The sequence below is a fragment of the Paraburkholderia sp. J94 genome (assembly GCF_905220285.1).
GTDB lineage: Bacteria > Pseudomonadota > Gammaproteobacteria > Burkholderiales > Burkholderiaceae > Paraburkholderia > Paraburkholderia tropica_A.
The window spans coordinates 62,265-88,681 of record NZ_CAJMZH010000015.1; the positions used below are offsets into that span (position 1 = coordinate 62,265).

At 64.6% G+C, this 26,417-nt stretch carries 23 protein-coding genes; 10 read left to right on the forward strand and 13 right to left on the reverse strand.

What is annotated here, in order from left to right; translation table 11 throughout:
* The first annotated feature begins 90 nt into the window (after positions 1-90).
* Both U4Y88_RS28125 and U4Y88_RS28130 read left to right on the forward strand, forming a co-directional pair.
* Positions 91-1,086, forward strand: a complete 996-nt coding sequence (locus U4Y88_RS28125; RefSeq protein WP_321787783.1) for a transporter — start codon at positions 91-93, stop codon at positions 1,084-1,086.
* A gap of 13 nt (positions 1,087-1,099) precedes the next feature.
* Positions 1,100-2,290, forward strand: coding sequence for an MFS transporter (locus tag U4Y88_RS28130; protein ID WP_321787785.1), 1,191 nt, complete (start codon positions 1,100-1,102; stop codon positions 2,288-2,290).
* A 99-nt stretch (positions 2,291-2,389) separates the two neighbouring features.
* On the opposite strand, the gene U4Y88_RS28135 is transcribed toward U4Y88_RS28130, so the two are convergent.
* The gene (locus tag U4Y88_RS28135; protein WP_321787787.1) at positions 2,390-3,190 is read right to left on the reverse strand and encodes a PhzF family phenazine biosynthesis protein; all 801 of its coding nucleotides are present in this window, start codon (positions 3,188-3,190) and stop codon (positions 2,390-2,392) included.
* Entirely contained in the window at positions 3,187-3,396 is a 210-nt protein-coding gene (locus tag U4Y88_RS28140) for a hypothetical protein (RefSeq protein WP_321787789.1), read from the reverse strand. The genes U4Y88_RS28135 and U4Y88_RS28140 overlap by 4 nt, the downstream gene beginning before the upstream one ends.
* 242 nt (positions 3,397-3,638) lie before the next feature.
* On the opposite strand from U4Y88_RS28140, the gene U4Y88_RS28145 reads away from it, so the two are divergent.
* Entirely contained in the window at positions 3,639-4,793 is a 1,155-nt protein-coding gene (locus U4Y88_RS28145; protein WP_321787790.1) for a branched-chain amino acid ABC transporter substrate-binding protein, read from the forward strand.
* A gap of 140 nt (positions 4,794-4,933) precedes the next feature.
* Here the strand turns inward: U4Y88_RS28145 and U4Y88_RS28150 are convergent, their stop codons facing one another.
* The 3 genes from U4Y88_RS28150 to U4Y88_RS28160 form a co-directional block, all read right to left on the reverse strand.
* Positions 4,934-5,947, reverse strand: a complete 1,014-nt coding sequence (locus U4Y88_RS28150; protein WP_321787792.1) for a 2-dehydropantoate 2-reductase — start codon at positions 5,945-5,947, stop codon at positions 4,934-4,936.
* A 75-nt stretch (positions 5,948-6,022) separates the two neighbouring features.
* Complete coding sequence (locus U4Y88_RS28155) at positions 6,023-6,823, reverse strand: class II aldolase/adducin family protein (protein ID WP_415774513.1); 801 nt, start codon at positions 6,821-6,823, stop codon at positions 6,023-6,025.
* 118 nt (positions 6,824-6,941) lie between these two features.
* Complete coding sequence (locus U4Y88_RS28160) at positions 6,942-8,243, reverse strand: MFS transporter (RefSeq protein WP_321787796.1); 1,302 nt, start codon at positions 8,241-8,243, stop codon at positions 6,942-6,944.
* A 263-nt stretch (positions 8,244-8,506) separates the two neighbouring features.
* Here U4Y88_RS28160 and U4Y88_RS28165 point away from each other — a divergent pair, with 263 nt between their 5' ends.
* The gene (locus tag U4Y88_RS28165) at positions 8,507-8,881 is read left to right on the forward strand and encodes a response regulator transcription factor (RefSeq protein ID WP_321787797.1); all 375 of its coding nucleotides are present in this window, start codon (positions 8,507-8,509) and stop codon (positions 8,879-8,881) included.
* 45 nt (positions 8,882-8,926) lie between these two features.
* Here the strand turns inward: U4Y88_RS28165 and U4Y88_RS28170 are convergent, their stop codons facing one another.
* The 5 genes from U4Y88_RS28170 to U4Y88_RS28190 form a co-directional block, all read right to left on the reverse strand.
* Positions 8,927-9,376: a DUF3331 domain-containing protein gene (locus U4Y88_RS28170; protein ID WP_321787799.1), complete on the reverse strand. Its 450-nt coding sequence runs from the start codon at positions 9,374-9,376 to the stop codon at positions 8,927-8,929.
* Between the two features lie 209 nt (positions 9,377-9,585).
* Positions 9,586-15,648: an AAA family ATPase gene (locus U4Y88_RS28175; RefSeq protein ID WP_321787801.1), complete on the reverse strand. Its 6,063-nt coding sequence runs from the start codon at positions 15,646-15,648 to the stop codon at positions 9,586-9,588.
* Positions 15,649-15,659: 11 nt separating this feature from the next.
* Complete coding sequence (locus U4Y88_RS28180) at positions 15,660-16,316, reverse strand: response regulator transcription factor (RefSeq protein ID WP_224012801.1); 657 nt, start codon at positions 16,314-16,316, stop codon at positions 15,660-15,662.
* A 123-nt stretch (positions 16,317-16,439) separates the two neighbouring features.
* Positions 16,440-17,156 (reverse strand): response regulator transcription factor, encoded by a 717-nt coding sequence (locus U4Y88_RS28185; RefSeq protein ID WP_321787803.1) that lies wholly within the window; start codon positions 17,154-17,156, stop codon positions 16,440-16,442.
* Complete coding sequence (locus U4Y88_RS28190; RefSeq protein ID WP_321787805.1) at positions 17,153-18,208, reverse strand: XRE family transcriptional regulator; 1,056 nt, start codon at positions 18,206-18,208, stop codon at positions 17,153-17,155. The genes U4Y88_RS28185 and U4Y88_RS28190 overlap by 4 nt, the downstream gene beginning before the upstream one ends.
* 18 nt (positions 18,209-18,226) lie before the next feature.
* On the opposite strand from U4Y88_RS28190, the gene U4Y88_RS28195 reads away from it, so the two are divergent.
* The gene (locus U4Y88_RS28195) at positions 18,227-18,595 is read left to right on the forward strand and encodes a response regulator transcription factor (protein ID WP_321787807.1); all 369 of its coding nucleotides are present in this window, start codon (positions 18,227-18,229) and stop codon (positions 18,593-18,595) included.
* Between the two features lie 317 nt (positions 18,596-18,912).
* Positions 18,913-19,278, forward strand: coding sequence for a BON domain-containing protein (locus U4Y88_RS28200; protein WP_321787809.1), 366 nt, complete (start codon positions 18,913-18,915; stop codon positions 19,276-19,278).
* Between the two features lie 57 nt (positions 19,279-19,335).
* Here U4Y88_RS28200 and U4Y88_RS28205 read toward each other — a convergent pair whose 3' ends face one another.
* Positions 19,336-20,619, reverse strand: coding sequence for a condensation domain-containing protein (locus U4Y88_RS28205; RefSeq protein ID WP_321787810.1), 1,284 nt, complete (start codon positions 20,617-20,619; stop codon positions 19,336-19,338).
* Between the two features lie 269 nt (positions 20,620-20,888).
* Here U4Y88_RS28205 and U4Y88_RS28210 point away from each other — a divergent pair, with 269 nt between their 5' ends.
* The 3 genes from U4Y88_RS28210 to U4Y88_RS28220 all read left to right on the forward strand — a co-directional run bounded on the left by U4Y88_RS28210 (position 20,889) and on the right by U4Y88_RS28220 (position 23,091).
* Complete coding sequence (locus U4Y88_RS28210) at positions 20,889-21,305, forward strand: organic hydroperoxide resistance protein (RefSeq protein ID WP_224012795.1); 417 nt, start codon at positions 20,889-20,891, stop codon at positions 21,303-21,305.
* Positions 21,306-21,560: 255 nt separating this feature from the next.
* Complete coding sequence (locus U4Y88_RS28215; protein ID WP_224012794.1) at positions 21,561-22,076, forward strand: RNA polymerase sigma factor; 516 nt, start codon at positions 21,561-21,563, stop codon at positions 22,074-22,076.
* A gap of 31 nt (positions 22,077-22,107) precedes the next feature.
* A complete protein-coding gene (locus U4Y88_RS28220) occupies positions 22,108-23,091 on the forward strand; it encodes a zf-HC2 domain-containing protein (RefSeq protein ID WP_321787812.1) in 984 nt (327 codons plus the stop codon).
* Here U4Y88_RS28220 and U4Y88_RS28225 read toward each other — a convergent pair.
* The gene (locus U4Y88_RS28225) at positions 23,088-24,050 is read right to left on the reverse strand and encodes an AraC family transcriptional regulator (protein WP_321787814.1); all 963 of its coding nucleotides are present in this window, start codon (positions 24,048-24,050) and stop codon (positions 23,088-23,090) included. The two genes, U4Y88_RS28220 and U4Y88_RS28225, sit on opposite strands and share 4 nt — an antisense overlap.
* Before the next feature lie 54 nt (positions 24,051-24,104).
* Positions 24,105-25,571, reverse strand: coding sequence for an aldehyde dehydrogenase (locus U4Y88_RS28230; RefSeq protein WP_321787815.1), 1,467 nt, complete (start codon positions 25,569-25,571; stop codon positions 24,105-24,107).
* 383 nt (positions 25,572-25,954) lie between these two features.
* On the opposite strand from U4Y88_RS28230, the gene U4Y88_RS28235 reads away from it, so the two are divergent.
* Positions 25,955-26,404: a universal stress protein gene (locus U4Y88_RS28235; protein ID WP_310631919.1), complete on the forward strand. Its 450-nt coding sequence runs from the start codon at positions 25,955-25,957 to the stop codon at positions 26,402-26,404.
* The last annotated feature ends 13 nt before the right edge of the window (positions 26,405-26,417 follow it).

Below are 26,417 nucleotides of genomic sequence, written 5' to 3' on the forward strand. Positions count from 1 at the left end.
ACCTGCTGGCGGCAGCACATCGCCGCCAGCATTCCAGTTGTGAAGCTTTACCCATAATAACTAGTACTACTATATAACGGAGACAAAAGAATGACCGAAGGAATGGGATATCAAGGCAGGATCGGACGATACCGCCAGGTCGTGGTTGGCGCGACATGGGCGGCGATGTCCTGTCTCGCGAACGCATCGACCTACCAGCCCGCCGGGATCGATCTCGGCGCCACGACATTCAACGATGCGTTCGGCTCCACCGAGCCAGGCTGGACATCGATTCAACTCTTTCAGTACGAACACAACACGAAGTTTTATACGAACACCGGCTCGCAAAGCCCGGCCTTCAAGGACGCCCAGCTCAACGCGTTCGTGTGGATGCCGCAGGTCGTCTATACGTCGCCGATTCACGTACTGGGCGGATCGCTCGGCTTCACCGCGATGCTGCCCGTTGCATGGCTGAGCTCGCACTCGACCGAATTCAATCCTTACGCACCGACGCTGAGCTCGCGTTCCGGCTTTGGCGACATTACCTTCGGCCCGTTCTTGCAGATGGCGCCGGTGATCAGCAACGGCCGCCCGGTATTCGTGCAGCGTTTCGAGTTCGACGTCATCGCGCCGACCGGTGCCTACGATCCCAACAAGCTGGTGAATCCGAGTTCGGGCTTCTGGTCGCTGAACCCTTACTGGTCGGTGACGGTTCTGCCTACGCCGCAGACGTCTGTTTCAGTGCGTATGCACTATCTGTACAACCTGAAGAACACCAATCCGGGGATCAACAATCCGTTCGAAGTCCCGAACATGATGAACTTCCAGGCGGGCCAGGCGATATGGGCCAATTTTGCGGCGTCTTACAAAGTATTGCCGAATCTCGAAGTCGGCCTGAACGGCTTCTGGTTCCGCCAGATTACCGACGACCGCGTGAACGGCGCCAGCCAGCCCGCCGCGCGCACGACCAATCTGTCTCTCGGCCCGGGCGTCGAGTGGACCATCAATCGCCAGAACTTCGTGTTCGCGAACCTCTATTTCCCGGTCGTCGAGCGTAATACCTACTCGGGCACGCACGTCAACCTGCGCTGGATTCATTCGTTCTGACCAGGAGATGACCATGCAAAAGGCAAGCAACTCACCGAAAATCGAAAGCGCCCGCGGTATCGCGGCACTGATGGTTTCGCACTGCGCGGGCATGCTGGACCTGGTCGCGCTGCCGTTGTGGGTCGGGACTTTGGTCGCGTATTACCGGCTCAATCCTCAACAGGCGGGCACGTTGCCGACGCTGTTTCTGATCGGCGCATCGCTGTCGAGCGTATTTTTTGCCTCTCGCTTCAACCGCATGAATGCGAAGTGGGCGGCCGTCATGGGCTTTGCCATGGCGGCGCTGGCGTTCACGCTCTGCTTCGGGCAAACGACCATGACCGTGCTCGCGCCGCTGCATTTCGTCGGCGGCCTGGCCGCGGGAAGCGCGCTCAGTTTCACGCACGGCACGATTGGGGGCGCGCTCAATCCTCATCGTGTATTCGCATGGGCCGGGCTGGCGATCGGCGTATTCGGGATCATTTTTCTCGGCGGTACGCCGGGCGTGCTGGCCAGGTTCGGCGGCGCGACCTTGTTCGCCATTTTCGCCGCCGTCATGGGACTGGCCGCCGTGATGGGGCTGCTGTTCTTCCCACGCCCGAGCCAGCAGGGCGAAGACGATCGTCACGAATCGGACACGCGGGCTCAGCCGCTTTCGCGTGCGGTCTGGTATTCGATTGGCGCCATCGCCTTGCTCGCGATGACGCAGGCCATGACGCTCAGCTTTTACGAGCGAATCGGCATGGAGCGCGGCTTCGGTCGCGAACTGGTGACGCTGGCGCTCGTGATCTATGGCGTCGTCACACTGCTTCCGGCGCCGTTGGCGGGCTTGCTCGAAAAGCGCATCAAGGCCACGACCGTCATTTCCGTCGTGCCTGTCATGCAGGCTGTGTGCGCCATGATCGTGACGCATACGGGGAGTTATGCGTGGTTTGCCGCCTCGGGGGCGCTGATGGCGTTCACGATCCTGTTCACGCATACCTTTGCTTTCGGCCTGCTCGCGCGGCTGGATACAAGCGGACGCGCGGTGGCGGCCACGCCGGCCATGCTGATGGTGGGCGCCGCCATCGCGCCGTTTCTCGGCGGCACGCTCGTCAAGTTCATCGGCTTCGGTGCGATTGGCTATGCCGCCATCGCATTGGTCGCGATGGAACTGTTGTTGTTCAACCTGACGCGCGTGGCAGTACGGAGCGAATCGCCGCTTGAGCAGACGCAGGCGGTGTGACCTTGGAGCGGCGGGCGGCATCGACTGATTTCGCCCGCCGCCCTATGCGCATCTTCGCTCGCCAGCAACAGCCCAGCGCAGACAAATACAGCCCGACCACTACAGATCCGGCACCTCGATCGTGCCTTCGAGATACTGCACGGCCTGCCCCGAAATACGCACGCGCCCCGCATCCAGTCGGCAATGCAAAACACCGCTGCGTCTCGACGCCTGCAACGCCAGCAACTGCGTTTTCCCGAGCCGCTTAGCCCACAGCGGCGTGAGCGCCGTGTGAATCGAACCGGTCACGGGATCTTCATCGCCGCCATTCGCGGGCCAGAAATAGCGCGAGGCGAAATCGTAGCGATCGCCGGGCGCGGTCACCACCACGTCGCGCGGTCCGAGCCGCGCGATCAAGGCGAGATCGGGCACGACGGCGCGCACCTGTTCCTCGTTTTCATACACGGCGATATAGGCCTGCTGACACACCAGCACTTCCTTCGGGCGAATGGACAAGCCGCGCGCCAGTTCATCGGGCCATGCGCTGACCGGCTCGATTTCGCGTTGAGGAAAATCCATTTCGATCATGCCATCGACGCCGCGCCGCACCGTGAATGCGCCCACCGCATCGGCGTGAAATTCAATCTGCTCGCGTTGCGCAAAACGTTTGAACAACACGAAGGCGCTCGCCAGCGTCGCGTGGCCGCAAAAGGCAATTTCGGTGATCGGCGAAAACCAGCGAATATCGAATCCGCCATTGGCACTGGGCGCGACGAATGCGGTTTCGGAGAGGTTATTTTCCGTCGCGACCGCCTGCATCAGCGAAACCGGCAGCCAGTGTTCGAGCAGCACGACCGCCGCGTAATTGCCCTTGAAGATTTCACTGGTGAACGCGTCGATCTGATAGAGAGGAAGCTTCATGGCGCCTTGTTGTCCTGAACGTTAGGGTTCATCCGATAGCCGTCTTTTTTTATGCTATCGGCCGCCCGTTTCTTCGGACAGATACGCCTTGCGGCCTTGCTCGATCGAAATTGACTGCTTCGCGGCGTTCGGGCAATCGCCCGCGAGCGCCCGCAGCCCGCCACGGGCGGATCGAAATGGATCGCCGTGACGTTGGGGTAAACCATCGACTTATCCGTGTTTCTGATAATTGGCACGCCGCGCGAATTACGACAGCGCCGGGCGAAAAAGCGCCGCTATGCCGATTTCTGCATCGAAGCTGTTTAATTCCTGCAAGACTCGACCACTTTTGGACTTCTATATTGCTCGCAGCCGACCAGCGCAATGCCGCAATGCGAGGGGCACGCGCCTGCAAGACCGTCAAGGGTGCAGGTTCCCGCACGATCCATCATCGAGGAGTCCAACAACAATGAAAATTCAGAAGTCGTTCGTTTCCGCCGCATGCGTTCTGGGCGCAACCCTGAGCATCGCGCCCTGCGTTTTCGCAGCCGCGCCTGTCGAAGTCAAGATCGGTTTCGCCGCGCCGCTGACCGGCGGCCAGGCCCACTATGGCGCCGACTTCAAAAGCGGCGTGCAGCTCGCCGTCGACGACATGAACGCGACCAATCCGGTCATCGGCGGCAAGCCCGTGCATTTCGTGCTCGACGCCCAGGATGACCAGGCCGATCCGCGCACGGGCACGACCGTCGCGCAGAAGCTCGTCGACGACGGCGTGGTCGCCGTGATCGGCCACTACAACTCGGGCACCAGCATTCCGGCCGCGCCGATCTACGCGAAGGCCGGCATTCCCGAAATCGCCATGGCCACCGCGCCCACCTACACGCGCCTCGGCTTGCCGACCACCTTCCGTCTGCTGACGTCGGACACGCAGCTCGGCAGCGTGCTCGGCGACTACGCGGTGAAGGGCCTGAAGTTCAAGCGCCTCGCGATCGTCGACGACCGCACGGCTTACGGCCAGGGCGTCGCCGAAGAGTTCAGCAAGGCCGCGAAGGCGGCGGGCGCGACCATCGTCGATCAGGAATACACGAGCGACAAGGCCGTGGACTTCCGCGCGATTCTCACGAAGATCAAGGCCGCCAACGTCGATGCGGTGTTCTACGGCGGCGCCGACACGCAGGCCGCGCCGATGCTCAAGCAGATGCGCTCGCTCGCCATCAAGGCGCCGCTGATCGGCCCGGACATGGTGCAGTCGGCCAATCTGATCAAGGTCGCGGGCGACGCCTCGGACGGCACGCTGGCCGCGTCGGAAGGCAGCCCGCTCGCGCAGATGCCGGGCGGCAAGGCGTTCGCCGATCACTATCAGAAGCGCTTCGGCCAGCCGGTCGAACTGTACGCGCCGTATGCCTACGACGGCACGATGGCCGTGTTCAACGCGATGAAGAAGGCCGACTCGACCGATCCGCGCACGTTCCTGAACGCGCTGAAGGCCACCAACATGAAGGGCGTGACGACCAGCGAACTCTCGTATGACCAGTACGGCGACCTGAAGTACGGCGGCGTGACGGTGTACAAGGTGGTGGGCGGCGAGTGGAAGCCGCTGCAGACCGTGGGCGTGAAGGACTAAGCCGCCCGCAACCGGGACGCACGCGGACGCACGCGGCCCCACGAAGACGCACGGCGATGCACGAGGCCGCGAAGGCGTGAGCGCTTTCGCGGCTTTGTGCTTTTCGGCGCGTGCGGATCGAATGCGTACCTGCGCTGCGCCTAACGCACCGCGCGCAATTGCGCCAGCAGCGCGTCGCCGGACCACGAAGGCCGTTCGGCGCTGCGCTCGGCCTCGCGCACGAGTTCCACGAGCCGCGCGTTCACCGGCGCCTTGCGCCCCAGATGCCGCGCGAGCCGCACCACTTCGCCGTTGATCCAGTCGATTTCCGTGGCGCGGCCCGCCGCCAGATCGTCGGACATCGACGAGCGCGCGTGCGGATCGATCGTCAGCATCGCGCGGCCCAGGCGTTCGAACCACGCATCGGAGACGGCGAGCAGCCGCGGTATCCACGTGGCCGGCAGCGGCGTCACCTTCGCGGGACGAATGCCCGCCTTGCCGAGCAGCGCGAGCGCCTCCTTCTGCGCCATCGCGAGACAGAGCCGATACGCGCGCTGCGACAGCTCCTCCTTGAGCGGCCGGTTCGCCAGCGCGTTGATCGCGTTGTTCAGATTGAGCAGCAGCTTCGCCCATTGCACCGGCAGCATGTCGGCGTGCTCGACGAGCGGCAGTTCCGCCTGCCTGAACGCGTCGACGAACGGCTGCATGGCGGCCGCGTGACGAATCGTCAGTTCGCCCGTCGAGCCCTGATGGAACGCGCCCGGCCCGCGCTCGACCACGTTGAACGGCACCATGCCTTCGAGCACCGTCTGCTGCGGCAGCGCGGCGCGCAGCACGTCGGCGTTGCCCACGCCGTTCTGAAAGCTCACGACGACCGCGCCGGGCCGCAGCACGCCCGCGAGTTCCGCCGCGGCAACGGGCGTCGCGGCCGACTTCACGGTGACGAGCACGAGATCGGCCGCAACGGCGCGCGTGGCATGGGTCACGACATCGGCGCGTTCGGGCGGCACCTGCCAGCGGCGCGCGTCGTGCCGCGACAGCGTGAGCCCTTGCGCGCGCAAGGCGTCGGCGATGCGCGCGCGCCCGATGAAGGTGACGTCGCTGCCCGCCGCCAGCAGCCGCCCGCCGAGGTAGCAGCCCACCGACCCCGCCCCGTAGATGAAAATCTTTGCCATGCCGTCGTTCTCGTTTTATAGGGTCCGCGCGGGGAATAACGTTCTGGCGCGCGCGTTATTCCGCGCGATGCACGCTCATTCGGCGTAACCGGGATTGAGCCGGTCGAGACGGCGCAGCAAACCGGGCCACACGAGCGCGCCCGCCGACATGCCGCGCGTGACCTGCGCGATCTGCTGCTTGATGCCGTCGAGAATCGGTTGGCCGATGGCCGTGAGCTTGCCGCCGCCCGACTGCGCGCGCACCTGGATCATGCAGGACGCCTCGAAGAAGTACATCGCGACGAAGGCGTCCGCCGCCGTCGCGCCCACGGTCAGCAAGCCGTGATTGCGCAGCATGAGATAGGTCTTGTCGCCAAGGTCGCGCACGAGACGCGGCTTTTCAGCTTCGTTGAGTGCGATGCCCTCGTAGTCGTGATAGCCGAGCGAGGCCAGCACGCCCAGCGACTGCTGCGAGAGCGGCAGCAGCCCCGCCTCTTGCGCCGACACCGCCACGCCGTTGACCGAATGCGTATGCATGACGCACAGCGCGTCCTCGCGCGCCTGATGCACGGCGCTGTGGATCGTGAAGCCCGCCGGATTGATGTCGTACGGCGAGTCGCTGACCTTGCGGCCGTCGAGATCGATCTTCACGAGCGACGAGGCCGTGATCTCGTCGAACATCATGCCGTACGGGTTGATCAGGAAATGATGCTCGGGACCGGGCACGCGCGCCGAGATATGGGTAAACACCAGGTCGTCCCAGCCGAACAGCGCGGTGAGCCGATAGGCCGCCGCGAGATTGACGCGCGCGTCCCATTCGGCGGGCGAGATGTCGTGCTTGAGGCGGGCAGTGGACGAAGTCACGGGTCGCTCCTTATCGGGGTTCGAAAGCGCCATGATGCGCGCGAATTCGCCTGCAATGTGTCGGCTAGCCGACAAGTCTCCGTGCTCATGCCATTGCGCCTGCGGATCACCGCGTGGAATTCGCGTATCGGTATTTAGTTCGGATGCCTAGCTATTTATCAGCAGGCACACGCTTCAACCCCAACGCCGCCAGCGCACCCACCACACAGAGCGCGCCCACGTACAGCTCCGGCGCCTGCGGACTCCACTTGAGCATCAGCGCGACGAACACCGGCGTGAGTCCGCCGAACAGCGCATACGCCACGTTGTACGAGAACGAAATGCCGGAGAAACGCACGGCGGGCGGAAACGCCTGCACCATCGCGACCGGAATCGCCGCTACCGCGCCGACGAACAAACCCGACACCGCATACAGCGGCACGAGCCACGCCGTATCGGCGGCCACACCGCGCAGCATCAGAAAGTACGCCGCGCCGAGCAGCGCGCAGCCCACGCCGATCGTGCGCCGCGCGCCCATGCGCCCCGCCATCCAGCCCGCGATCACGCAGCCGAACGTCAGGCACAAGGTCGCCGCCGAATTCGCCTGCAACGCGAGCGCCGGATCGATGTGGAAGCGCTTCGCCACGAGCGTCGGCGTCATCAGGATCACGACGACGATGGCGGCGGTCAGCGTCCACGTGAGCAGCATCGAGATCAGCACCGCGCGCAGGTGGCCGCGCAGCACGGCCTTCAGCGGCGCACCGGCGGCGAGCGCCTTGCGCGCCTGCATGTCGACGAACACCGGCGTCTCGCTGAGCCAGCGACGCAGCCGCGCCGACAACATGCCGAACAGCCCGCCGATCACGAACGGAATGCGCCACGCGTACGCCGCGATCTCCGCATGCGAATAATGATGGTTGATGCCCGACGCGATCAGCGAACCGAGCAGAATGCCGAGCGTGAGCCCGCCCGTGAGCAGGCCGCACGCATAACCCACATGACGCGGCGGCACGTGTTCGGCGACGAACACCCACGCGCCCGGCACCTCGCCGCCCACCGCCGCGCCTTGCAGCACGCGGCAGATCAGCAGCAGCACCGGCGCGGCGATGCCGATGGCGTCGAAGGTCGGCAGCAGGCCCATCGCCAGCGTGGGCAGCGCCATCAGCATCACGCTCAGCGTGAACATGCGCTTGCGTCCGGCGCGGTCGCCGAAATGCGCCATGATCACGCCGCCGAGCGGACGCGCGAGATAACCGGCCGCGAAGATGCCGAAGGTCTGCAACTGACGCAGCCAGTCGGGAATCGCGGGCGGAAAAAACAACTGGCCGATAGTCGCCGCGAAGAACACGTAAATCACGAAATCGTAAAACTCCAGCGCGCCGCCGAGCGCGGCGAGCACGAGGGTGCGATGGTCGCTGCGGGTGAGCGCGCGTGTCGGCGCGAGTGGAATCGAAGGCGGGTTCAGGGTGTTCATGGTCGAGGGAGCCGGGTTGCGGGAGGGCGGGAAATGGCGCGAACGTGTCACGCCACCTGCGAACATCGCGAACAACACCTGGCCTGCGCGCCCTATTCCATGCCCTCAAAATGCGCTTCGCGTACTCCCTGGCTGCGTCGCGCCGCTATACAAGCGTATGATTTCGCGAAGCATGTCGAGTCCCTACACTGCGCTACGGGCTCGCATCGAGAACGAGCAACATGGTCGGCAACATCGCCGCACGGCTGTCGGGGAGAGTATTCGTGTCCAGCGCTCATCACGTCTGCGTGGTCGACGACGACCAATCGGTTCGTCTCGCGCTCGCGAGCTTGCTGCGCGCTCTCGGCTACGAGGTCGCCACGTTCGAATCGGCTCACGCGTTGTTGGCGTGGATCGGCGCGAACCGCGCCGCGTGCGTCATTTCCGATCTGCAAATGCCGGGCATGTCGGGCATGCAGCTGTTCGCGCGTCTGCGCGAGATGGGCGTGCCCGCGCCGCTGCTGCTGATCACCGCCTATCCCACCGCCGAACTCGCCGAGTGCGCACAGGCCATCGGCGTGCGCGCCTTTCTCACCAAACCCGTCAACGCCAACGATCTCGCGGCCCACGTGGAAGCCGCGCTGCTGGGCGCACGATGAGGTCTGCATTCATCGGCGCATTCACCGGCTCATTTACCGCCGCATTCAGATCGCCACGCCCGCCAGCAACTCGTTGATCGGCGCGATGCGCACGCGCGCCGCGAGCATCATCGACTCGGCATTCGCGGGCGCGGGCCGACGCCCGAATGGCCGATAGATTTCGTCGCCGCGCCGGATCGACTCGCCGCTCAACACGCACACGCCGTTGCGGCGCGCCTTCGTGCAGCGCCAGATCTGCTCGCCGTAGCGGCACGACGTGGGGTCCATCCAGATGATCGACGCGGTCATCGGCGTGGGACGCTCGACGATGCGCACGGCGACGCCAACGCGCGCACCCAGCGCACGCGGCGCGGGCGTGTCCACGCGCGGCGACGCCGTCTTGCGCGTGCGCGCGGCGCTGGGCGCATCGCCCGGCGCGCACGCGAGCCGCGACAGCACCGAGAGCGTATGCGCCCACGGATCGGATTGCATTGCGACCAGGTTTATCGCGTTCATCGTTGCGGCTCCGTTAGTCGGCATCACGCCGGATTCGCGTGCCCGCGCACGCAAGCATCACGTTATCCGTGGAGCATCATCGCGGTCCATTGCACGATCGGTTTCCGGCTGCATACGTTGGCGTGCTACGGCTTATACCAAGGCATAAGTCGCGCGCACACGCGACTCATGCACCGACTCTGTGCGTATGCACGCCTGATCGCGCGGCCTCAATCCGCCGATGCGTTTGCTGCGTCCAGCGCCGAGAGCTCGAAGCAGAAGGTCGCGCCGGCATCGTCGTTGTTGAAGGCCCAGATGGCGCCGCGATGCTCGTCGATAATCGAGCGGCAGATCGAGAGCCCGAGGCCCATGCCGTCCGACTTGGTCGTGAAGAACGGCTCGAACAGCCGGTCGATGATATCGGCGGGAATGCCGGTGCCGGAATCGCTCACCGAGACGCGCACCGCATGCGTGCCCGAACGTTCCGCCGCGATCTTCAGCACGCGCGAGCCGCCCGGCGAACGCAGGATCGAATGCATGCCGTTGAACACGAGATTCATCACGACCTGCTGGATCTGGATCTTGTCGGCGGCCACCTTCGGCAGGTCGCTGCCCGCCGTCACACGCAGACGGATATCGTTCTTCTCCAGTTCCTGACGCACCAGCGCGACCACTTCCGTGACGGTCTGCGTCATGTCGATGGCGGCGCGGTTCGAGCGCTCCTTGCGCACCAGCGCGCGCAAGCGGTTGATGACTTCGCTCGCGCGATCCGCGTCGCTGACGATGCGCGCGAGATTCGTGCGCGCCTCGTCGATGGACGGCACCGCGCGGTTCAGCCAGCGCATGCCCGCCTCGCCGTGCGTGATGATCGCCATCAGCGGCTGCTTGAGATCGTGCGCGATCGACGCGGTCAACTCGCCGAGCGTGGACACGCGCGTGACATGCGTGAGTTCCGCCTGGGCGCGCAGCAGCGCGTTCTGCGCCTGATGAATCTCGGTCATGTCCGCGAGCGCGCCAACGTACTCCACCGCCTTCGACTGCGCGTTGCCGACCGGCCGCGCCACCATGCGCAAATACTTGATCGCACCGCGCGCCACGCACACGCGATATTCGACTTCGATGATCGACGCGCCCGCCTCGGCCTCGCTCAGCGCGCGCCGGACCTGCTCGACATCGTCGGGATGAATGCGTTCCAGCATGAAGTCGATGTGCGGCTGGCGCGGCTCGCTGACTTCGAGAATGCGATAGGTCTGCGCGGAACACGTCATGTCGCGCGACTCCACGTTCCAGCCCACGCTGCCGATATTGCTCAGGCGCTGCGCCTCCGAGAGATACATCTCGCTGCGCCGCAAGGCGTCTTCCGAGGCGCGGCGGTCGGTGACGTCGGTCGTCGAGCCGATGTACTCGCGCGCGGGCGCTTCTGCGCTCTGGCCGCTGACGCCGCCTTCGCCCACCGCGTGGTTCGCGTGGTTCGCCTGTGCCGCCTCGCCGCCTTCGCGGCTCGACCACGGCCGGAAGATCAACTGCAAGCGACGCACCGCGCCATTGCCCTGCACCGTCGAGAATTCGAAGCTGTGCATGCCGTCTTCGCAGATCGCGTTCGCGAACACTTCCTTGAAGCGCAGCCGATCCTCGATCTGTACCCGTTCCAGACACATTTCAAGCGTCGGGCTCGCGCACGCCACCGCCACGCCCCACAGTTCGTAGTTCTCGCGCGACCACAGCATCTCGCCCGTCGTCGCGTTCCAGATCCACGTGCCGGTCTTGCTGATGCGCTGGCCTTCTTCGAGAAACGCCTCGCTGCGACGCAGCCGTTCTTCGGTGTGACGACGCTCGATGTTCTCGCGCTTGAGCGCCGAATACAGCCGCGCATTCTCGATCGAAATGGCCGCCTGCGAAGCGAGCATGTTCATCAGATTGACGCGCGCCACGTCGAACACATAGGGCGTGATGCCGTTTTCCATATACAGCACGCCGACGAGTTCCGCGTGCCGCAACAACGGCAGGCACAGCAGCGAGCGGCAGCGGCCCGCGACCAGATAGCGGTCGTCGCGGAAATCGTTCGGCTCCGCGCCGTCCTCGATCACGACGTTCTCGCGCACGCGCATCACGTGACGCACGACCGTGAGCGGCAACACGCTTTCGCAGAGGCCGAGATCGTTCGCGCGCACCGTGATGCCGCTCTTGTCGAAACCCGCTTCGGCAGCGATGCGAAAACTCTCGCCCGACCACAGGATCAGCAGCGCGCGCTGCGCGCCGCTATGGCGCACGGCGATGCGCATGAACGCCTGCACCAGCTTGTCGAGATCGATCTCGCTCGACACGGCCTGGGAAAGCTGCACCATCGCCGCCACGTCGACGGTGCCGAGCGGCGCCATCTGCACCGCCGCGCCGCGCGCCGACACCGCCGGTTCGCGCAGATGCTGGAACGCCTGTTCGAGATTGCGCACCTTGGCGTCCGCGCCCCAGCGCGCATAGGCGTCGCGCGCCGAACGCAAGCAAGCCTGCGCGAGCGAACGCAGTTCGCGGCGCGCGTAGAAATGCGCGGAAAACTCGTGCGCGATCGCCTCGCAATGCGGCTGGCCGTTCTCGCGCGCGAGCGCGATGGCGCGCTCATACGCCTGGCCGGCCTGCTCGATATCGCCGACCAGACGCGCGTATTCGGCCATCACGAGCGCATGGCGGCTGCCGTAATTCTCGGGCGATCCTTCTGCCCACGCCTTGAGCCGATCCATCGAGCCGACCAGATCGGCTTGCGCGCTTTCGGTCAGCCCTTCGACGCGTTCATCGAGCACGCGCAAGATCGACAGCGCGCGAATGAAGTGATACGTGACCTCGATCGGCATCGCCATCACCGCGCCGAGCAGCGGCTCGATCTCCTGCGCGCGCTCCAGCACGGTCGCGAAGCGGTTGTGCAGAAAGTCTTCCTTCATCGCCATGATCGCGGCGAACGCAATGCCGCAACCGAACTGCGCCTCGCGCACGCTCTCGACCAGTTCGCGATGCGTCGACGCAATGCCCGCGCCGCCCGGCTCGATGCCCTGCAAGCGCAGCAGAAACATCAATTCGAGTTCGATCGTGACGCAAATGGCCTTGTTGCGCAGCTCGTTCGCGAAGCGCGCATTCTCGCGGCACAGCGCGATCACTTCGCTCAAATGCTCGCCGCGCTCGTACGCCTGCCAGATGCCTTCGAAGGCGATATAGCCCGCGTAAATGAAATCGCCCGCTTCCACGCACTGACTCATCGCGCGGCTGAGCACCGGAATCGCGGTGCGAAACGGACGACGCCAGATCAGCACGTGATCGGCGTGCAGATGCAGCAGCGTGCCGTTCAGGCGCGCCTCGCCATAGCGCTCGTTGACTTCGAGCGAAAGTTCGGAGAACTGCAACGCGAGATCGAAATCGCGCGCGCTGCCCACGAGCAGCAGCGCGAAAATCGCATACACGTAGCCCGAAAGACGCGTATTGCCGTGCGCGAGAGACAGCTCGGTGGCCTTGAGCACGAGCAGCGGAAACAGATTCGACACGCCGATATACGCACTCGGAATCGCGTCGATGATGAGACCGATCACGGCCTCGTGCATGGGGTCCTGCACGCAGCCGCGCATCAGCAGTTCGCGCATCGGCTGCGCGCGGCACTGTTCGCGCATCAGCGCGATTTGCTGCTGCACGGTGGCGTCGTCGAGCGCTTCGTTTCGCACGTCCACGTCGAGCAAGGCGAGCGCGTGAAAAGTCGTTTCGACCGCCAGCCGGTAATCGCCCGCCGCCTGATGGATGCGGATCTCCATGCGCATTGCGCTCGCGCGTTCGAGCAGATTCGCCGCATAGCCGCGCGCCGTACGCGCCGTATCGATCGCGCGATTGAAGTCGCCGGTCAGATACTCGCACTCCGCGAGATCGAGATGCAGCTTGAACACGTCGAGGCTCGCGCCGCGCACGCCGTATTGCACGATGAGTTTTTCGGCCTGCGCGAAATACTCGCGCGCCGAACTCCACGCGGCCGCCGCCTTCGCGGCGTTGCCCGCGATCACATCGAGTTCCGCGAGGCGTGCGCGGTCGGCCGACGACAGCCGCCGCTGCGAGCGATTCAGATGGCCCACGGCCTCGAACACGTCGGCGGTCGCGGGCGCGGCGGACATGGCCGAGAGCAGGCGCGTGCCGATCTGCGCGTGCGCCGCTTCGCGCGCGGCCTCGCCGAGCATCGCGTACGACGCCTCCTGCACGCGGTCGTGCACGAAGCGATACGCGTCGCCCTTGCGCGTGACCAGCCCCGCCGACTCCGCCTCGCGCATCGTCGCGAGCACCTGGCCGCTTTCCAGCCCGAGCACCCGCGCGAGCGCGCCCACGCGCGCCGTGCCGCCAAGGCAAGCGAAGATCGACAGCACGCGCTTGGTGTCTTCGTTCAGACGCGTGAGGCGGATCGTCAGCAGATCGACGACATTGCCCGTGTAGCCCTTGTCGCGAATGCGGTCGATGTCCCACGTCCAGCCCACGCGGAACACGTCCGAGACGATCAGGCGCTCCTGAATCAGCTCGCGCAGGAATTCGATCGTGAAGAACGGATTGCCGCCGCTCTTTTCGAAGATCACCGACGCGAGCGGCGCAACCACGCCAGGCCCTTCGTCGAGCGCTTCGGCGATCAGGCTCACGACATCGGGCAGACCGAGCGGACGCAGCCCGATGCGCTCCGTCACCTTGCGACCAAACAGAATGCTGTTGAGACGCTCGCTCGCCACGCGCGAGCGGCCCAGTTCGATGCTGCGATGCGCGAGCACCAGCAGCAGGTTGCGCAGCTCCGCATCGGACGACAAGCCGTCGATGATTTCGAGCGTGCCGGAATCGAGCCATTGCACGTCGTCGAGAAACAGCACGAGCGGGCGCTGCTTGTCCGAGAACAGCATGAGAAAGCGCTTCACCACCAGCAGAAAACGATTGGTGGCTTCCTGCGGCGGCAGCGCCGCGCAAAGCGGCTGCGGCCCGACGATGGCGCCGATCTCCGGCACCAGATTGACGATCAGTTGTCCGCTCTTGCCGACCGCGTCCTCGAAACGCGCGCGCCAGAGCGCGATTTCCGGCCCCGACTTGCGCAGCAGCGGCCGCACGAGTCCGCGCAATACCTGCACGAAGGCCGCATAGGGAATATTGTCGTTGTACTGATCAAATTTACCCAGCGTGAAATGCACGCCCGCCGCGCCGATATTGCGCTTGAATTCGTCGATAAAAAACGTCTTGCCGACGCCCGGCTCGCCTTCGACGATCACCGCCATCGCGTCGCCGGTCTTGCGCACGCGTTCGAGCGCGCCGTGCAGTTGCTCCAGTTCGCGCTGGCGTCCATAGGTGCGCACCGGAAACACCGCGCGCGATTTGCGGTCGCCGCGCCCGAGCGAAGCAGGTGAAATCTCCACCCCTTGCGTCAATTCTTCGAGACACAATTGCAGATCGGCTTCCACGCCCGCAGCGGTTTGATAGCGGTCGTCGGCGGCCTTGGCGAGCAGCTTGCTGATGACGAATTCGATCTGCGGACGCAGGTCGGGCACGCTGTTGCGCAGCGGCCTCGGCGTGCTGACGAGATGCGAATACACCCATTCCTCGCGCTCGCGCGCCTCGTACGGCATGTGCCCCGACAGCAGCTGATAAAGCAGCACGCCGAGCGCATAGAGGTCGCTGCGCGGATCGCTATGCTGGCTCGCCGTGCTGGTGCGCTCGGGCGCGAGATACGGCAGGCGGCTCATCGCCACCACGCCGCCCTCGCCGCCGGGCGCGCCGAGGCCGAAGGTGCTCGACGCATGACCGAAGCCCGTGACCCAGACACGCGAATCGCTGCCCGCGAACAGATTGGCCGGACTCAGATTGTTATGCACGAGCCCCTGCGCGTGCATGTTCTTGAGCGCGGCGGACAGCGACACGGCCAGCGAAAGAAACTGCCGCAACGAGCGGGCGTGCGCGATGTCGCTGCCCAGCGGCACGGCCTCGCAATGCTGGAGCGTCAGCAGAAACTGGCCGCCGTTGCGAAACAGTTCGCGCGGACACAGCCCCCATTCGGGATCGATCGCCTCGCGCAGGCTGTATTCCTTTTCGAACGCCGCGAGCAGGCCGCGCGAAGCCGCCTCCGCCGTCGGCGCCTTCACGAACAGCGGCTGCTCGCAGCCTTCGGCGATGGCGCGCCAGGTACTCAGATCGTCGTCGCGTTGCAGCAACTCGGCGCCGATCACGCGCCCGTAGGCATCCGCCGCGCCCGTGGCTTCCCAACCCGGAATCTCGTTGCTCGCCAGCCGCTGCGCCAGTACGGCCATAAAAGTCTCCGTCAAAAGCGTGCCTGCGCCGCCGCGCTGATGACTTCCATCTTGCGCACGAGGTCGGCGACCGATTGCGCTTCGAGCTTGCGCATCGCCGAACTGCGATGGATCTTGATGGTGATTTCGCTGAGGTTCAATTCACCGGCGATCTGCTTGTTCAGCAGACCCTCGACGACATACGACACCACCTCGCGTTCGCGCGCGGTCAGCAGGTCGTAACGCGCGCGCAGCGAAGCCTCGGAGCGGCTGCGTTCGAGCCATGCCGCGTGACGGCCGATGGCGGTCGAGACCGCGTCGATCACACGCTGGTCGCGCACCGGCTTGGTGAGGAAGTCGAGCGCGCCCGCTTTCATCGCGCGCACCGACATTTCGATGTCACCGTGTGCGGTCATGAAGATGATCGGCATATCGACCTGATGCTGACGCGCGCTCTGCTGAAACGTGAGCCCGCTCTCGCCGCGCAGACGCACGTCGAGCAGCAGACAGCTCGGCGCATCCGAACGCGGCGCCGAAAGAAATTCCTCAATACGCGTGAAGGTCTGGACGCTGAAGCCTGACGAACGCAGCAGGCTCGAAAGCGCCGCGCAGATCGACTCGTCGTCGTCGATCACGTAGACCACCGCGTCGTCGACCTTCGGCGCGGCGTGATAAGCGTTGTTCTCCATCGATGTTCCCCATGCAGCCCTGCACGATGCCTGACCCCGACGCCCCGACGCCAGCGCAGGTTGGCCAATTCCGTTACCGGTGTACTGTTCTTGTTATGACGATGCCGCTTGCTGGCGTGCTCGTTACGGCGACCATGCTGCGCCGTCCACTTCACCTTCGCTTTTTGCATCGCTTCTTGCTTCGATCCTGCCTTCAAATCGGCCGGCGCCTGCGCCTTCCAGTTGCAGCGCGCGGACCTTGCGCACCAGTTCGGCGGTCGTGCGCGCGGCGAGCTTCTTCATCGCGCGCGCCCGGTAAATCTTCACGGTCATTTCGCTGAGTTCGAGCTGGCTCGCCGTCGCCTTGTTCATGTTGCCCGCCGCGACCAGCACGGCGATATCGCGTTCGCGCGGCGTCAGCGTCGAAAACTGCTCGCGCAGCGTGCTAGCCAACGTTTGCGCCTTGCGGCGCACTGCATCGCGCTCCAGTGCCTCGGTCACGGCCTCGATCATGTCCTGCTCGCGAAACGGCTTGGCGAGAAAATTCACCGCGCCGCTTTTCATCGCGCGCACCGACATTTCGACGTCGCCATAACCGGTCATGAAAATGATCGGCATATGAAGCGCATTCGCTGCCGCCCATTGCTGGAATTCCAGCCCGCTTTCGCCTTTTAGTCGCACGTCGAGAATCAGACAGCTCGGCACATCGGCTTTCGCATGCGCGCGAAACGCGCTCGTCGAGGCAAACGCCGCGACCCGAAAGCCCACCGATTCCAGCAGACTCGTGAGCGCCTTGCGCAAGCTGTCGTCGTCGTCGACGATGAAGACCGCCGCCGACGCCTCGGGCTGCACGTGGCTCACCGCTTGTCCTCCTGATTCACCACGACCATCAGCGCCTTGGCGTCGGCGCCCGCGGCGAAGCAGCGATGCGGCAGCGCCGAATCGAAATAGAAACTGTCGCCCTGTTCGAGACGGATCGTCTTTACGTCCTTGTCGATCACGATTTCGAAATCGAGTTGCCCTTCGAGCACGAACACGAATTCCTCGCCCGGATGCTCGAAAAAATAATCATGCTGCGCGTGCGCCGAAAACGAAAAATACAGCGGTTCCATGCGCTTGCGCGCCATATGATGCGCGAGCGTCGCGTATTCGAATCCCAATGCGGCATCGTCCCTGGCGACCGGCTTGCGCTCGTCATTACGCACGATCGACATGCGCCGGTCGGCTTGCTGCGTTTGCGCGGGCGAACGGTCGACGAAGAAATAACTGAGGTCTTCGCCAAGGCAGCGCCCGAGCCGCGCAAGCGACGCGAACGGCGGCGCGCGCACGCCGCTTTCCATGCTGCGCAACTGATCTTCCGTGAAGCCCGACAATGCCGCGAGCGTTTTCAGATCGATGCGCCGCGCGAGCCGCAGCGCCTTGAGGCGCGCGCAGATCTTCGCTTCTTCCTGCGCGATTGCATCGTCGGGCGCGGGAACGGTAGCGGACATAGATGCAGATGCAGACGCGCCAATATCGCGTGCGTGCGCCGTCGCGCCGCTCGCCGTCGCGAGGCCGCGCTCGTCACGTTCGCTGTCGATTTGGACCATATTCCACTCCACCGCAATGCCTCGCGCCGCGCGGCACGCAGCGACGCGACAAGGCACGGAGAAATGCCTATGAAATAGATTCGAATTGATTTTGTAATGAATGAGCGGCAAGCAGGGCTCGCCCGGCGACGCCGATCCGGCGAAGTTCGCGTGGGCGGCCAGTTTGATTCCTTGCCGTATTCGAGGGCTTTTGACCTGCGTGGAATAATAGCGGCTCATTGCGGCGAACCCTACATATACGTCCGTATGGTTTCGGGGCTTTTTCCCGTCAGGTAAGCTTGAACCGCGTACACGCGACGGATCAGCCGTTCCGCCCTCCGGCACGCCATGGGAGAGACAGTTTTGTGTACGCCAACAGTGATCTGGGTGGTCGACGACGACGCGTCGGTCCGCTCGGGCTTGTCGAGCCTCTTGAGGTCGCTCGATTACGAAGTCGTGACATTCGAATCCGGCGCGGAGCTGTTGAGCGCCGTCGCGCGCGCGCGTCCCGCCTGCATCATTTCCGATGTGCAGATGCCGGGCATGAGCGGCGTGGACATGTTCGCGCGCCTGATCGACGCGAAGCTCGCGATCCCGACTCTCTTCATCACCGCTTATCCGATGCCCGAATTGCACCAGCGCGCGCTGGCGCTGGGCGCACGCGCGTTTCTCATCAAGCCAGTCAGTGTCGACGATCTCACTGCGGCCGTGAACGCGGCGCTTGCATCGTGACGTGACGGCGCTCGTTCCGCCGATTGCCTGCTTCATACCCTTTCGATTCCCGTGTGCTGCTCACAGTGTGAGACGGCGCGCGCCTGTATTGGCGCTTCTATTCGCGTTCGCTTCCCTTTCCGCCTTTCGTTCCGTATCGCGCGGCGTCGCGCCGATAACCCGAGGTATGCCCCGCAGTTTCCTTTCGTATAGGAGATGAACACCGAAGGTCTGATGGATGCATGCGCACGCGCGGTCTATGCTTTTCGCAAGCAGGGCAAGACAACATAACGCGTCCCGGCTCCACGTTCTTCCTCCAAACTTCAACAGGTGATTTCATGACGCTTCGCTCCAAGGCTCTCACGGCAGCCTTCGCCGTGCTGCTCTCCTCCACCGCGCTCGCCCAGACCGCCGCGCCCGCCGCCGATGCTCCGGCGCTCACCAAGGAACAGGTCCGCGCCGAAATGAAGGCCGACCGCGCCGCCAACAAGGCGCTCGCGAAGAAGGTCCGCGAGGCGATCTACGCCACGAAGGCGCTCAACGACACCGACATCGCCGTGTTCGCCAAGGCGCGCACCGGCAAGGTCGTGCTGGCCGGCACGATCCTCGATCAATCGCAGGATCAGATTGCTCAGGACACCGCATCGAAAGTCGCGGGCGTGCAGACGGTCGCCAGCAAGCTGATGACGTACGAAACGCCCTGATGGCGTGCCACGCGGCGCGCGCGGGTTGCGCGCCGCGTTTTTCGGGCCGTCAATGCCTCACGGCGCGACGGCCTCGCGCAATACCGCTTCCATCTCCGCCAGCAGTCCCGGCAGCGCGCCATAACTCGCGTGCGTGAGCCGCAGGACGCCATCGAGCGTGCACACGCCGATCACCTGATCGTCGGCGAAACCCGATGACACCATCGGCCCCCACAGCGCTTCGAGCTTCAATCCCGCGTAGCCGGTCGGAATCGGCGCATCGCCGAGATTCGACAACAGCACGTCGAATGCGAGCACGTGCGCGAGAAAGCCCGACGCATGTTCGACCGACGGCTTCGTCGCCATCACCGCATCCAGTCCCTTCAATTCCGTGACTACGTTTTCGTACTTCTGCGCCGGTGCGAGTTGCGCTTTCATGGCGCGCGCGGCGGCCCAGAAGTCCGCGCCAACGGGATGATCGTCGACGGTGATTGTCTGCGTGATATAGACGCCGTTCGCCTTGCCCGCGCCGTTCGCGAGCGCGCGCACGTCGATGGGCGTGACGGTGCGCAGCGACCGCGCGCGCCACGCATCCGACACACGCCGGCCCGCTTCGTGAACAGCGGCCGCGAGCGCGCCATGCACGGTTGTTTGCTCGATGCGTGCGCGCTCGACGAGTGCCTGCGTGAGCGCGGGATCGAGCGCGCTCGCGCCCACCCTCAACGACGTAGCGCCAACGGGCCTGAACACCTTCGCCTGCGGCGCGGGTGTAGGCGCGGGTGGTGCATCCGCCTGCTCGATGGACTCGCGCAATAGCGTTTCGAGCGGTTGTACGACGGGCAATCGATCGAGCGCTTCACCCGTGAGCGCGCGCAGCAGATCTTCGATCACATACGCGCCACCCATGCCGTCGAGCACCGAGTGATGCGCGGCCAGCAGCAGCGTGGACGCGCGCTCGTCCTGCAACACGGTCACGCGCACGAGCGGCGCCACCGACGTGTCGAACGGCTCGCGCAATTCGCGCTCCGCCTGCGCTTGCCACGCCGATGCCGCGCCTCGAATCACGCGCAGCGCAATACGCGCCTCGTCATCGCGATGGAAGACGAGATTCGCCTGCTCGTCGCCGACGATGCGCGTACCCAGCAACGCATGACGTTGCTGCACGGCATGCAGCGCCGCGCGCCACGCATCGGCGGTGAACACGCGGTCGAACTGCGCGGCCATCACGAAATGCGTCGGCCTGTGGCGGTCGAGCAACCAGAAAAGCTGCTCCGTGCCGCCGAGTTTGCGCACAGCGCTTTCGCACGCGTGGCTCGCGTGATCGCTTTCGAATTCCACGGGTTCGTTCTGCATGATCGTCATGGGCTGAACGCGATTGTCGATCGCGCCTTAAAGAAATGGCCTTGCATTTCAGCACGCGTTTGTATCTCGCATATTTCAGTTCGCGGCGCGTTTTTGCATTCACGCATTCGCGCATTCGCGTGTGAACGCCGCTCGTATGTATCTCAATGTGTCGGCCCCGCGTGACAGATACATAGCCTTGCAATTCGCGCACTGCGGGACACATGCCAGATAAGTTGGACCGGTCTAATGCGTCCTGTCGTCAACTCACTCCGAACACGGGACACATCATGGAAAACACCGCAAAAGTGCTGTACACGGGCAAGACTCACACGACCGGCGGCCGCGAAGGCGCCGCGCGTAGCAGCGACGGTCGTCTCGACGTCCAGCTCTCCGCGCCCGGTTCGTCCGCGCCCGGCACGAATCCCGAGCAACTGCTCGCGGCGGGCTGGTCGGCCTGCTTCATCGGCGCGATGGGTCTCGCTGCCGGCAAGATGAAAATCGCGCTGCCGAAAGATACTGCCGTCGATACGGAAATCGATCTCGTCGTCAACGACGGTTCGTATTCGCTGCAAGCGCGCCTGAACGTTTCGCTGCCCGGACTCGACGCCGACACCGCACAAACGATCGCGCACGCCGCGCATCAGACCTGTCCGTATTCGAAGGCCACGCGCGGCAACATCGACACGACGATCACGGTCGTCTGAAGCAGCCGGCGAGCCGCGCGCCCGCGTGCGCTCGCCGCCTCCGAACGCGAATGGAATATCGGCGCCCCCCCGGTGTTCTGTTCAGGCGAATCTCAGCCAACACCCGCGTCACCCCATGGAATCCAGCGAGAATTTCGAATCGGCTCTCACGCGCGCCGGCATGCGCCGCGCGCGCTTTGCGCGCGTCGTGCGTTCTGCGCGTTGCATGCGCATGAAGAGCCGTGCCCGCGTGGCCGAGGACAGGACATCAAGCCGATGACCGCCGCCGACTTCTCCGCCCTCCTGCCCACGATGCTGCCGCGTTTGTGGGCGTTCGCGCTGCGCATTTCGGGCGACCGGCACGACGCCGAGGACCTCGTGCAGCGCGCCTGCGTGCGCGGGCTCGAACGCGCGCATCAATTGCAGCCGGGCACCGCGCCGCTGAGCTGGATGTTCTCGATCGTGCAATCCACGTGGATCAACGAACTGCGCGCGCGTAACGTGCGCAACCGCTCGGGCATGGACTGGGACGACAGTTTTCTGGAGACCGTGCCGGACCCGTCCGCGCGCACGCCCGAGGAACAGGCGATGAACGGACAGATCATCGCGGCCGTGCAGCAGTTGCCCGAAGCACAGCGCGTGGTGATGCTGCTCGTTGCAGTGGAAGGACTCAGTTATAGCGAAGCGGCCGAGGTGCTCGGCGTGCCGATCGGCACGATCATGAGCCGGCTTTCCCGGGCTCGCCAGGCAATCGGCGCCCTGATCGAAGGACAGAAAAAGAAAAGCGCGTAACCAGCGTGGCCAATAGTGAGGAACCTGGGGCATGAATATGGATGACGTCCTGCTCATGGCGTACGTGGACGGCGAGCTCACGCCGCGCGAGCGCGAGAACGTGGAGAAGACAATGAGCGTTTCGCCCGATGTCGCGCGGCGCGTGGCCTGCTTCCAGGCGTCGGCGCTGCGGTATCGGCATGCGTTTGCGTATCAGCGGCTGCCGCCTGTGCCCGAACGGCTCGCGCGGCGCGTGGCGGAATTGGGCCGGGCGTATGGCGGTACGGATGAATTTTCGGCTGCGCCGATTTCCGCGCCTGATGCTGAAGTCACGCCCATTGCCGAAGTCACGCCGATCGGTAACGCGCAGCGGTCCGCGTCCGGTGATGCGAAAAGGAAAGCGCGTTTTGCGTGGCCTCGCTTCTCTTTGCCCCGTTTCGCGTGGCCATTTCTAGCGGGTGCGTTCACGTGTGCCGCGTGCGGCGCGCTCGTGCTCAGCGTCGCGCCTGGCTGGCTGCCCGGTGAATCCGCGAGTCCATCGTCGGCGGCGGCATCCGCGCCGGGCGTGATGCCCTGGGTCGCGGCGGCCGTCAACTATCAGCGCCTCTACACACGCGACACCGTTTCCACCGACATGCCCAATATGGCAGCCGCCGCGCGCGTGATCGAACAAATCCATAGCGACGACGGCGTGCCCTTGCGCGTGCCCGATCTGCGCGCGGCGGGCCTCACGTTCAAACGCATTCAACGCCTGCGCTTCAATAACAAGCCGCTCGTGCAGATCGTTTATCTGCCGAAAACGGGCTTGCCGGTCGCGCTCTGCGTGATGAAGGACGACAAGCCCGATAGCGCGATGACGCGCCAGCACGTCGACAGCCTCAACGTGCTTACGTGGCGTCGCGCGCGGCTGAGTTATGCGCTGATCGCCGCGCTCGACGACAACGAACTGGCCGCCATCGGCAAGCAGATCGTCGATGGTGGCGGCGATCAGGTGATCGGGCAGCGTCCCAATCCGCGCGAGGCGACCGCGAGTTAATCTCGCGACGACACTACGAGCGGCGAGCCCGAGTGACGAAAGTCCGAAGGCGGCTCGCCGTATTGCTGCTTGAACAGACGGCTGAAATGCGCGGCAGTGGCGAAGCCGCATTGCCACGCGATCTCCTGAATCGATACACCGGCCGGATCGCTACGCAGCAAATGCGCGGCGCGCGCGAGCCGTGCTTGCCAGACGTAACGCATCGGCGTGCCGCCTTGCGCGCGAAACACGCGTTGCAGATGCTGCGTCGACACGTGAACCGCCGCCGCAATCGCCGCCGTGTCGAGGCCCGAGTCGCCGATACGCTGGTCGATAAAACGCTTGGCCTGCCAGATCAGCGCATCGGAGCTGCGTCGCGCAGCCCGCCCATCGGGGTCGAGTACGGCGTGTTGAATCAGTTCGATCAATTGCTCGCCCATCATGGTTTGCGTGTGCCGGTTCGGCGCGACGGTCTGCGCGGCCATGCACTGAATGATGTCGCGCGTCGCACGCGCGTCCGCGCAACGCATATCGACCGTCAACGGCGCGCGCTTCGAATACTGCACGCCGCGCTCGCGCAACGCCGCTTTCGGAATGCGCAATACCGTCAAGCGCGCGCGTTCGTCGAAGACCTCGGTGAACGGCCACGCCGGATCGATCACGAACAGACTGCCCGCATCGAAACGCCGAACCGTATCCTGACTGCGCACGTGGACATGGCCTGCCGTCACGAGCTTCACGAACAGCCAGTCGCCTTGCCACGACGCGCGTTCCGTGCCGACCGGCGAGAGCGAGAGCACCGCGAGATCGGCCAGCGAAAAGCCGACCTCGCCGAGCTTCCATCCTTGCACGCGCGACAGCACGGGCGCGCGCGCGTCGAAATCGCAGCGCAAGCCGTGAACATTCAGCATGACGTCCGACCAGACTTCGCTCGCATGCGGATCGCCGTCGAGCGTCATCTCGTGTTTGTCGAAGTTCATGGCCTGGCTCCTGGTTTCCAATAACCGCGCTCGCGTTGCTCTGCAGATAGATCGTTAAGCCGCGCCAGGCACGAACACGGCCTGGGTTTCGAGGTACGCTTCGAGTCCTTCGCGACCGCCTTCGCGCCCGATACCCGAGCGCTTCATCCCGCCGAACGGCACGTTGGGCGCGATCTCCACACCGTTGATGCCGACGTTGCCCGTGCGCAGCCGGCACGCGATCTCGAACGCGCGCTCCTCGTCGCGTCCATAAACCGATCCGCTCAATCCGTAGTCCGAATCATTGGCGATCTCGATCGCCTGATCCACGCTGCCGTACGGCAGTATCGACACCACGGGTCCGAAGATTTCCTCGCGCGCGATGGTCATGGTCGAGGTGACGCGGCTAAATACCGTCGGCTCGACATAGAAACCGCGCTCGAATCCCGCGTTGCCGGTGCCGCCCGTCACGAGCGTCGCGCCTTCGGCGACGCCGCGATCGATATAGCTACGCACACGCTCGCGCTGCGCGGCATTGAGCACAGGACCAATGGCCGTGTCCGGCGCGTGCGGATCGCCGACCTTCATACCCGCGACGACCTGCGCATAGGCCTCGACGATTTCATCGTGACGATGGCGCGGCACCAGCAGGCGCGTTTGCGCGAAGCAGATCTGGCCGGAAAACGGCATCGTGAACGGCGTAAGCGCGGCGAGCGCCGCGGGCAGATCGACATCGTCGAGCAGAATCGCCGCCGACTTGCCGCCGAGTTCGAGCGTCACGCGCGCGAGCCGGTCGGTAGCGGCGCGCTGAATCCATTGGCCCGTCGCCACGCTGCCGGTAAAACTAATCTTGTCGATTTCGCGCGACTGCACGAGTTGCGCGCCCGCCTCGCGCCCCGCCGTAATCACATTGAGCACGCCAGGCGGAATGCCCGCCGCCGCCGCGCATTCCGCGATGATCAGCGCGTCGAACGGACACTCGGGCGGCGACTTCACCACCATCGTGCAGCCCGCCGCCAGCGCCGCCGCGATCTTCTGCGAGACGATCGGAAAGGTCGCATTCCACGGCGCGATCAATGCCGCGACGCCCACCGGCACGCGGCGCACGCACGCGCGTCCACGCTGCGTCGGCCGCCAGTCTTCGAATTCATATTGCTCGGCCAGCGAAGCGAAAAATTCAAAGCGGCTCGCGCCGAACGGCGTGAGCTTCTGCGCAAACGAAATGGGCGCGCCCACCTGATCGGTCCAGAGTTGCGCGAGCAAGGGCAGGCGCTGGCGCAACTCATGCGTCAGCCGCTTCAAATACGTCGCCCGTTCGGTCCCGGACAAGCGCGGCCACGGACCTTGATCGAACGCGCGCCGCGCCGCCGCGACTGCGCGTTCGACGTCGGTGGCATCGGCGAGCGGCACCGTCATGAACGGCGTTTCCGTCGACGGCGAAACGATCGTGTGACGCTGATCAGAATGGCTCGATACCCAATCGCCGTCGATAAAGAAATGATGGCGGACATTCGATGAAAGTGCGGAGCAAGACTCGGACATGATCGTTTGCCAGATGAAATTCGAAAGGAAATGTGGCGTCGCGCACAGGCGAAACCTCGCGATGAATCACGCGTAGATCGCGTCGATTCATGACAAACGAGTGTAGCGATCCGACACGCACGAGCCTTGTCCAGAACGTTGCGCATGCTTGTCCATGACGCGCATTTCGCACATTTCGCGCCTTGCAGGCAGCACGATCCGCGATTCGAGACGTTTCGTGAATCTCAATCTTTATAGCGCAAGGTGCGCCGGAAATTATGTCGGAATATATCCGCACAACAGAATTCGACGCGCCGCACGCGGGAATAAACGCCGCCGCCCAACTGTTTTGATTGCGCAATTCAGATACACGATTGAGCCACACACTCACCCTTCCGAAAGTCATGCCCTCCTTTGCGAAATTGCTGCTCGTCTACGATGGCAGCGCCGAAGCGCAGGCCGCGCTCGAACGCTGCACGCAACTCTCGCTGGCCTTGTCCGCGCATGTGGACGTCGTTTCCGTCGTCGATACGCAGAGCGCCAACGCCCATTGCGGAGGTCTGCTAAGCGATCTCGCGTTTCATCGTCTGGAGGAACTGGCGCGCGGCACGCTCGATGAGGCGCTCGTCCAGCTGACGCGTGATGGCATCGCCGCGAGCGGCTACGTGAGTTTCGGGCGCATGACCGAAGTGGTCGTGCGCCACATGCAGGCATTCAATCCCGATCTCATCGTGGTCGGTCATCGTCAGCAGGCGCGGCGTTCGCGCTGGTGGGGCGAACGCGCGGCGCATCACGAACTCACGGAGCGTTTGAGCGGCACAACGATCGTGACCGTGATGCTGCCCGCCGCGTGAGGCACGCCTGCGT